The sequence below is a fragment of the Burkholderia sp. S171 genome (assembly GCF_009766085.1).
Classification (GTDB): domain Bacteria; phylum Pseudomonadota; class Gammaproteobacteria; order Burkholderiales; family Burkholderiaceae; genus Caballeronia.
Genome location: NZ_LMUF01000061.1, coordinates 1 through 7,744, shown reverse-complemented (window position 1 = coordinate 7,744; position 7,744 = coordinate 1). Strand labels below are relative to the sequence as shown.

11 protein-coding genes are annotated in these 7,744 nt (G+C 59.7%); 4 read left to right on the top strand and 7 right to left on the bottom strand.

What is annotated here, in order from left to right; translation table 11 throughout:
• Positions 1-302: DUF2891 family protein (locus GSQ93_RS38455; RefSeq protein WP_254074199.1), on the top strand; the 302-nt coding region annotated here is incomplete at its 5' end.
• Between the two features lie 42 nt (positions 303-344).
• Here GSQ93_RS38455 and GSQ93_RS33285 read toward each other — a convergent pair.
• Both GSQ93_RS33285 and GSQ93_RS33280 read right to left on the bottom strand, forming a co-directional pair.
• Positions 345-665 carry a YnfA family protein gene (locus tag GSQ93_RS33285; protein ID WP_089160082.1) on the bottom strand — a complete coding sequence of 107 codons (321 nt, stop codon included), beginning with the start codon at positions 663-665 and terminating at the stop codon, positions 345-347.
• A gap of 61 nt (positions 666-726) precedes the next feature.
• Positions 727-1,833: an alpha/beta fold hydrolase gene (locus tag GSQ93_RS33280; protein WP_158940183.1), complete on the bottom strand. Its 1,107-nt coding sequence runs from the start codon at positions 1,831-1,833 to the stop codon at positions 727-729.
• A gap of 282 nt (positions 1,834-2,115) precedes the next feature.
• Here GSQ93_RS33280 and GSQ93_RS33275 point away from each other — a divergent pair, with 282 nt between their 5' ends.
• Genes GSQ93_RS33275 through GSQ93_RS33265 form a run of 3 tightly spaced genes read left to right on the top strand, consistent with a single transcriptional unit; the run spans position 2,116 to position 3,694 of the window.
• Positions 2,116-2,898: a DNA/RNA non-specific endonuclease gene (locus GSQ93_RS33275; protein WP_158940182.1), complete on the top strand. Its 783-nt coding sequence runs from the start codon at positions 2,116-2,118 to the stop codon at positions 2,896-2,898.
• Positions 2,891-3,160 carry a hypothetical protein gene (locus GSQ93_RS33270; RefSeq protein ID WP_158940181.1) on the top strand — a complete coding sequence of 90 codons (270 nt, stop codon included), beginning with the start codon at positions 2,891-2,893 and terminating at the stop codon, positions 3,158-3,160. The genes GSQ93_RS33275 and GSQ93_RS33270 overlap by 8 nt, the downstream gene beginning before the upstream one ends.
• A 30-nt stretch (positions 3,161-3,190) precedes the next feature.
• Complete coding sequence (locus GSQ93_RS33265; protein ID WP_158940180.1) at positions 3,191-3,694, top strand: methylated-DNA--[protein]-cysteine S-methyltransferase; 504 nt, start codon at positions 3,191-3,193, stop codon at positions 3,692-3,694.
• A 108-nt stretch (positions 3,695-3,802) separates the two neighbouring features.
• Here GSQ93_RS33265 and GSQ93_RS33260 read toward each other — a convergent pair whose 3' ends face one another.
• The 5 genes from GSQ93_RS33260 to GSQ93_RS33240 form a co-directional block, all read right to left on the bottom strand.
• Positions 3,803-4,507 (bottom strand): OmpA family protein, encoded by a 705-nt coding sequence (locus GSQ93_RS33260; RefSeq protein WP_158940179.1) that lies wholly within the window; start codon positions 4,505-4,507, stop codon positions 3,803-3,805.
• Positions 4,508-4,909: 402 nt separating this feature from the next.
• Entirely contained in the window at positions 4,910-5,611 is a 702-nt protein-coding gene (locus GSQ93_RS33255; RefSeq protein ID WP_254074198.1) for a DUF2968 domain-containing protein, read from the bottom strand.
• Positions 5,612-5,831: 220 nt separating this feature from the next.
• Positions 5,832-6,101, bottom strand: coding sequence for a hypothetical protein (locus GSQ93_RS33250; RefSeq protein WP_158940178.1), 270 nt, complete (start codon positions 6,099-6,101; stop codon positions 5,832-5,834).
• A gap of 205 nt (positions 6,102-6,306) precedes the next feature.
• Positions 6,307-7,035, bottom strand: coding sequence for an LrgB family protein (locus GSQ93_RS33245; RefSeq protein WP_158940177.1), 729 nt, complete (start codon positions 7,033-7,035; stop codon positions 6,307-6,309).
• Positions 7,036-7,045: 10 nt separating this feature from the next.
• Positions 7,046-7,420, bottom strand: a complete 375-nt coding sequence (locus GSQ93_RS33240; RefSeq protein ID WP_158940176.1) for a CidA/LrgA family protein — start codon at positions 7,418-7,420, stop codon at positions 7,046-7,048.
• Positions 7,421-7,744 lie beyond the last annotated feature (324 nt).

The following is a 7,744-nucleotide window of genomic DNA, read 5'->3' as shown; positions in this document are numbered from 1 at the left end:
TCGCCGGCTGGTTCGACCGCTTCCTGCCTCGGTTGGACGCGAGCGAACCCGCCACGTTGTTCGTGCCGGCCACCGTGACAGATCGCAGCGACGGCAAGCTTGCCCACCTCGACGGCCTGAACCTCAGCCGCGCGTGGTGCCAGCGTTCGCTCGCGCGTGCGCTGCCGGCAGGCGATGTCCGTATCGGCTTGCTTGATGCCACAGCGAATGCTCACCTTGCAGCGGGTCTCGCGCATGTGGTGGGTGATTACATGGGCGAGCACTGGCTCGCGACCTTTGCGTTGCTGGCGCTGGAGGCCTGACCGCTTCGACGCCTTACGTTCTTGCGTTGTTAACGCTCGATCTCACCCGCGCGGCTGAAACGCGATCACGCTCATGCCGGCCAGCGCAATCGCGACGCCGGCGAGATCCCAGCTGGTCGGGCGAATCCGCTCGACGATCCATAGCCACATGATCGCCACGGCGATATACACGCCGCCGTACGCGGCATACACGCGGCCGGCGGCGCTGGCATGCAGGGTGAGCAGCCATGCGAAAAGTGCGAGCGCCAGCGCGCCGGGAATGAGAAGCCAGGGCGAACCGTCTTCCTTTAACCATCGATAGGGCAAATAGCAGCCCACGATCTCGGCAATGGCGGTCACGACATACAGCAGGAATGTCTTCATAGTGGAAGTCGGGTTATCGTGTGCGCGAGGTGGTTTTTATGGGCGATTTCTACAAGCGCTCTCACTTACCACTCTCGCCAAGCGCTGCCAGCCCCGCGAGCAATGCCTGATGAAACGCGCGCGGGTCCTGCATCTGTGGCGCATGCCCCAGCTCTGCGAACTCGACCAGCTTCGCCCCGGGAATCGCCTCCGCCGCGCGTTTCGCCAGCTCCGGATAACGCCCGAGCGTCGGCCGGATCTCCGGTGGCGCGAGATCCTTGCCGATCGCGGTTGTGTCCTTATCGCCGATCAATAACAAAGTGGGCGTCCTGATCTGCCCAAACTCATACACGACCGGTTGCGTATAAATCATGTCGTAGAGCAAGGCCGAATTCCAGGCCACAACGTCCTTGCCCGCCCCACGATACATGCCCGCCAGCATCTGAACCCATGGCTCATAACGGGCGTCCCAATGACCCGCGTAATACGTGGCTTGCTCGTATTTGCGAATGCCGTCGGCGCTGGTCTTGAGCTCGCGCGCGTACCAGTCGTCGATAGAAATGGACGGCACGCCCTTCGCCTTCCAGTCCTCCAGCCCGATCGGATTCACCAGCACAAGCTGCTCGGTCTCTTGCGGATACATGAGCGCATATCGCACCGCAATCATGCCGCCCGTGGAGTGCGCGACGAGCGTCGCTTTTTTCACGCCAAGCGCCGCAAGCAACGCGTGCGTATTGCGCGCCAGTTGCTGGAACGTGTACTGATAACGCACCGGCTTGGTCGATTTGCAAAAACCGATCTGGTCCGGCGCGATCACGCGATACCCCGCTTCGGTGAGCACGTCGATGCTCTCCCTCCAAGTCGCCGCGCAAAAGTTCTTGCCGTGCAGGAGAACCACGGTCCGTCCGTTAGGACGCTTGGACGCGACATCCATATACGCCATGCGCACGATTTGCCGCTGCGATGAAATCGCAAACCGGCCGACCGGATACGGATAGTCGAAGCCCTCGAGTTCGGGGCCGTACGCAGGACCGTCGTTGTCGGACGGCGCAGGAGATGACGCGATCGACGGCGAGGACGCGGCCTCATCGTTGGGAGCGGTGGAAGCGCTGGAGTCGGCGAAAACGGGCGATGCAGTCAACAAGGCTAAAGCTAAAACGGCGCAAAGCATGCGGCTAATCGAAGTCATGGGCGCGGAAGCTCGCAAATGGAAATAACGGAGAAACCAGCAAAGTCGCAGCAAGTCGGAAAGGACCGTCGCGGCCCACGATGCACGGATGCGCGGATGCACCATGCGACGGCGGGGCAATTTTATCGCGTGTGCGTTTTGCGCGTTTCGCACGTTTTGCGCTTATTGCGCAACTTGGCCGCCGACAGCATGAATACCATCGGCAGCACCGATCTCATCGCCGCGCGATGGTCCCCAGCGCCTTATACTCCCGCCTCGACGAAACCCGACCTCCCCCGCCGCATGAAAATCCGCTTCACGTTTTTTGCATCGTATGTTGCGCCGCTACTGGCCGCACTCGCCGCTACCGTCTCCCTCAATGCGCTCGCGGCCAGCGACTGTTCCCAGTTCAGCCCCGATGGCCGCGCGCCCGTTGTCGCCAATGCGAAGATGCGCGTCTCGACGCAGCAACTCTGCTATTCCGACTTCGCTGTCCTGCATTCCGGCGTGACGCACGGGCCGTTGTGGTCGGCGGAACACTTGACGGCGGAGCACATGGACGACGCCCGCGACAACACCCGCACCAACCGTTTTTTCGTCGATAAAAAACTGGCGCCCGGCGACGGCGCCACGCTCTCGGACTATAAGAAGAGCGGCTACGATCGCGGCCATATGAGTCCGGCGGGCGATCGCTGGGACAAAAAGGGCATGGCAGAATCGTTTTCGCTCGCGAACGTGGTCCCGCAAAATCCGTCGAACAACCGGCGCATCTGGTCGCGTATAGAACAGTCTGTGCGACGGCTGGTGGAGCAATCCGGCGATGCCTACGTGGTGACGGGACCGCTGTTTTCCGGAAGGCAGTTGCAGACGATTGGTGACTCGCGTGTGCTCGTGCCCACGCAGTTGTATAAGGTAGTGTATTTGCCGGGCCGTGACCTGGCGTTCGCCGTGGTGGTCGACAATACGCCGACGAACGAATACACCATCAAGACGGTCCGTGAACTCGAAGCCATGAGCGGGCTGCAATTCCCCGGCATTCCGGACACGCTGAAAGACCAACGCATTGGAGGACTGAAAGGTGTCTAAGCCATTTGTACCCTTCGCCAACGATACCGATACGCTCAACATCAATGGCGACGCGCTCGTGATCGCCAACGACACCGTTCGGCTCTCCATTTCCGGTGACTTGGAAATCGCACGCGACAAGACTGGCTTGACCACGGCGCTTGCGCTGCAAAGGGCGGTAAACGCTATTGTCGATGCCTTGCAGAATGAGGCAAGCCTACCCGTGAAACTCGCCGATGAACCGCCGAAGCCAGCGGGCAAGACGGATAATCCGTTCATCTGAGCGTTAGAAAAAATTGGCCGGAGACGTATCTTGATCGAATGCCACATAGCAGCAAGTCCGCTGGGCCACCTAGCGTATCGCGCGGAGGACGATTGCCTGACGGGATTATTCTTCGTCGGCCAGAAGCACTTTCCCGCCGGTCTTATCGATACGGGGGCGCCAAAGTCACGTGCGATCGTCGCGGCGAAGGAACAGGTCGCCGAGTACTTCGCCGGTGAGCGCACGGTGTTTTCCGTACCGTTGCGGCTCAATGGCACCGAGTTCCAGCAGCGTGTATGGGCTGCGTTGCAAGAGATCCCGTTCGGCACCTCCTGGACCTACGGCGATCTCGCGCGCCGGATGGGTGTGGCTGCGGGGGCGTCGCGAGCCGTGGGCGGAGCGAACGGGCGCAATCCCGTGGGGATCATCGTGCCATGTCATCGCGTAATAGGCGCCGATGGAGAGCTGACCGGTTACGCCGGTGGCGTCGAGCGCAAGCAGCATCTGCTGACGCTTGAAGGTGGCCCAGGACGCGCGCAACTCACGCTGTTCTGATTGTTCTCAACCATTTGAAAAACCCCCGCAGGCGCGGCGCGCCTGCGGGGGTTTTACGCATCTGGACGCCAGGCAACAGCGTCCGGGGCGTTGAGACTGCTACACCGATTATTGCTGCGTGCTGACGCGAATTTCCACGCGGCGATTCTTCGCGCGGCCAGCGACGGTCGAGTTCGATGCGACCGGATTCGACGCGCCAAACCCTTGCGCCGTGTAGCTTTGCGAACGCAGGCCATGGCTCTTCAAATACTGCATGACCGATTCCGCACGGCGTTGCGACAACTGACGGTTGTGCGCTGCCGGGCCCGTCGAATCCGTGTAACCCGCAACTGCGACCTGGCGCAACGTCACACCTTGGGCAGCAGACACGAACTCATCGAGCGTGTCGGTCGCTTTAGCCGTCAGCGTGGCGCTGTCGGTCGCGAAGTTAGCGTCGCCGCTCAAATCGATCTGACGGGGCATTTCTGCAGCAGCTTGCGGCACAGGTGCCGGCACCGGCGCCGGGGCTACTTCAGCCTGAGCGGGCGCGCCGCACTGGAAAGTCAGGACACGCGGATCGGCGGCGTCTTCAGACGGAGCACGCAGGCGTTCCATGGTTTCGAGCTTGTATGCGGGCTTGTCGCCGCAAATTTTCTGGGCTTGCTTCACGCATGCCGCCACGCCTTCGAACAAACCATGACATTCCACACGATAAACCTGCGCGCCATTGGCCGTCTGGATCTCGTTGGCATTGAAAGTCGGACCGGAAGCAGAAGAGCAACCTGCGAGTGCGCCGATTGACACCAGACCTGCAGCGATTAGTTTTTTAGACATCTTGTTTACCATTCTTAAATTGACGTGTGACTGAGATATCGAGACAAATGCGTACTGGATGGGTCATCAGACAGTTACCCGATTTTCACAGCCACCTTATTCGCCTCAAGCCTTCGATCCGGATCTTGAAAATGATCTGGAATCCGAAATCGCGCGGCATGTTAGCACGTGAAAACTAGCATTCCTAACTGGATAATTCCTAATTAATGAAACACTTTCGAGCGATTTAAGAAACACCCGATAAACGTGAACAATCAGAAAAATTTTGACGCATCATTACTGCGCGGGAAATGAAAAGCGGCCGCGAATGCGGCCGCTTTTTCACAGTTTGAAATGCGCTGCGAGCGATCGATGCGCAAGCAGCAAAGGCGACTTCGGGAAGCCTGATCTGTCAGGCGCGCTTCATTTTGGCAACGGCATCAGATCGACATCCGACTGGCGTTGAAGATCCTGCACCTTTGTTTGCAATGCACGCAATTGCGCTTGCGCGGCATCTTGTTCCGCACGCAGTGAACGGATCGCTTCCTGTTGCTCCGCCTGCCGGTCGGCGACCTGGCTTTGCTGCGCCCGCGCGACATCAAGGTCGGCCTGCAGACGATTCGCGCGTCCTTGCTGGACTGCGATCAGCCGGTCAGCAAAGTTCTTCTCCGCTTCGAGCTTGGTCCGGCGGATCTCGGTATCGGCTAGCGCGGCGCTGTTCTTCGCAAAGTCCCCATATATTGTTTCCGCACGCGAATCCACTTGAGTCTTCACCACGCGCCAGAATTTCTTTTGCTGAAACAATGCAATATAGAACGTCATTTCATCGGGGTAAAACAGCATGCTCGCGCCGTAGCTGCCGTTATACGTGGTGCGCAATTCCTTTACTTTCCCGTCGCGAATCATTTGCTGTAGTTCCGCGATGTTGCCATTCACGGTTGCCTGCGGTTCGTCGGCTGCGCCGTTGGTCAGGAGACTGCGGCGCGCGCTTGAGTCCCCGAGTGCATCGGCTGCCGGGACACTGCCTTGCATGGGCGCTGTGGACCCGGCGGCACACGCTGCGCCGCACAGGACGAACCATGCCAAGACCAGTGCCCCGCCTCTCGTTGTATTGTTGGAGTTCATGGAATTTCCGGGTTGAACGCAATTAAGAATGCGAAAGCACCGGAATTATGGCAGATAGAAAAGCTAAAGCGGAAAATGCGTGAAGCGGCTTTTTACAGTCTTACCATGACCTGAAAACACTCAACGGTTTGAAACGATTCATGCATCGATTCATGTAACGGCTCATTGCATAAGCATTGCGCACTGCATTGACACATTTCATCGAAATTCGTGCCGTCTTTTATAGATCATGCCGCAGGCGCACGTGATCCTGAACGCGCTTCGAGGCATGCGTGTCGCCCGGCATGTCGACAGGCGAGAAAATGCGTCCATCAACGGGTTGTGTCGGCACGCCGGAAAAGACGCCGCGATCCGCCTTGAAAACAAGTGGCGCGTCGGAGTAGATACCCGGGTCGACGGAGGTCGCTGCCAAGCTCGGCGAGACCTGCAACAAACCGCCCAATGCAATCAGGCCGGCGGAAAATAAAACTGAACGGACATGCAAAGACATGAGAAGGACTCGCCGCAAAAAATGCCTGCGCGCGAACAACCATTGAACCGCGTACTCGTGACAGGCGTGAATCAGATGTGGAACTCGCGTGCGCCACAGGACAGCGCTCGCAACCAACCAGCATGAGACCATCGCCGCGCCGCCCGGACCATGAGCGAGTTCCGAATTTCTCCTGGATCGTGTCTATCGTTTCAATCTTTGCGGGTCAGTTGACCCAGCGCAAAATTATCGGCAACAAGACCGGCACCACGAATGCCGTGAACAATCCGTTCAAGCCCATGCCGAGGCCGGCGAATGCGCCCATTTCATCGCTGACCTGGAAAGCGCGCGCTGTTCCTATGCCATGCGATGCCACGCCTAGCGCGAACCCTCGCACATCAGGCTCTTCGATACGTAAAACATTGAGGATCGTGCGCGCCGATACCGCCCCGAACACGCCGGTGCAAATCACCAGCACGGCGGTCAGCGACGGCAGTCCACCCAGACGCTCGGCAATAGCCATGGCGATCGGCGTGGTCGCGGACTTGGGCGCGAGCGATATCACCGTCACGCGCGACACGCCGAATAACATCGCAACGGCGGTCGCGGACACAATCGCCGTCAACGACCCGGCGATCAGGCCGCCGGCCAGCGGCACGGCGGCGCGACGCAGCTTCGGCAGTTGCCGGTAGAGCGGCAGCGCGAGCGCGATTGTCGCCGGGCCGAGCAGAAAGTGCACGAACTGGGCGCCCTGGAAATAAGTCTGATACGGCGTATGCGTAATACTCAGCACGGCGACAACCAGCGCTACCGCAATCAACACCGGGTTCGCCAGCGGGTTGAACTTGGCGCGAGCGTAGATGCCTTGTGCAATGAGGTACGCGAATAGCGTCATGGTCAGACCGAGCAGCGGTGTAGCGGCGAGGTAGACCCAAAGGGCACCGAGTTGTGTCATGGCGTAGTCCTCAAAGCCCTGGAGGGGTATCGACACGCGCCCGGCGCATCTGACGCCGCATCAGCGCCCGCGTGACAAGCGCGGTGACGGCAATCGCGAGTGTCGTGCTGACGACCAGCGCAACTGCGATGGCGATCCCTTCGCCGCGAACCTGGCCGGCGGCGGCCATGATGCCAACGCCCGCGGGCACGAACAGCAAGGACAAATGCCGGAGCAGCTCGAGGGCGGTTGGCTCGATCGAATCGACGGCGGACGGCCTCATGAGCAAATAGCCGAACAGCAGCAACAACCCGATCACCGGTCCCGGAACGGGCACATGCAGGCCCATCGAAAGACCTTCTCCAAAACACTGGAACAAAAGCAACGTAGCAAGAGCGCGCAGCATGGCGGGTAAATTGAGTGGTGTTTGACGAGTGAGGCGGTGTGGCCTGGATGATGACACGCGTAGTGCCCGGCATGGCGCCAAGCGCCTCGCACGCACACAAACGCGACCGGGCGCGAAAAGTGCGCGCATCGGGCTAGCGCGGCAGCGCTGATGCGGCGCGGACGCGGCTCAAGCCCTCTTCTCCCGCTTCCGGTCGATTAGTAGACGGGTCCAATCGGCTTCGCCATAAAAATTTACAAATGCCGACATCGCTCGCCATCTCGGCGATAATCCGCTTTTACGCGAATACGAACGAGCCGGGCGACGGCACACGAGATATCCATG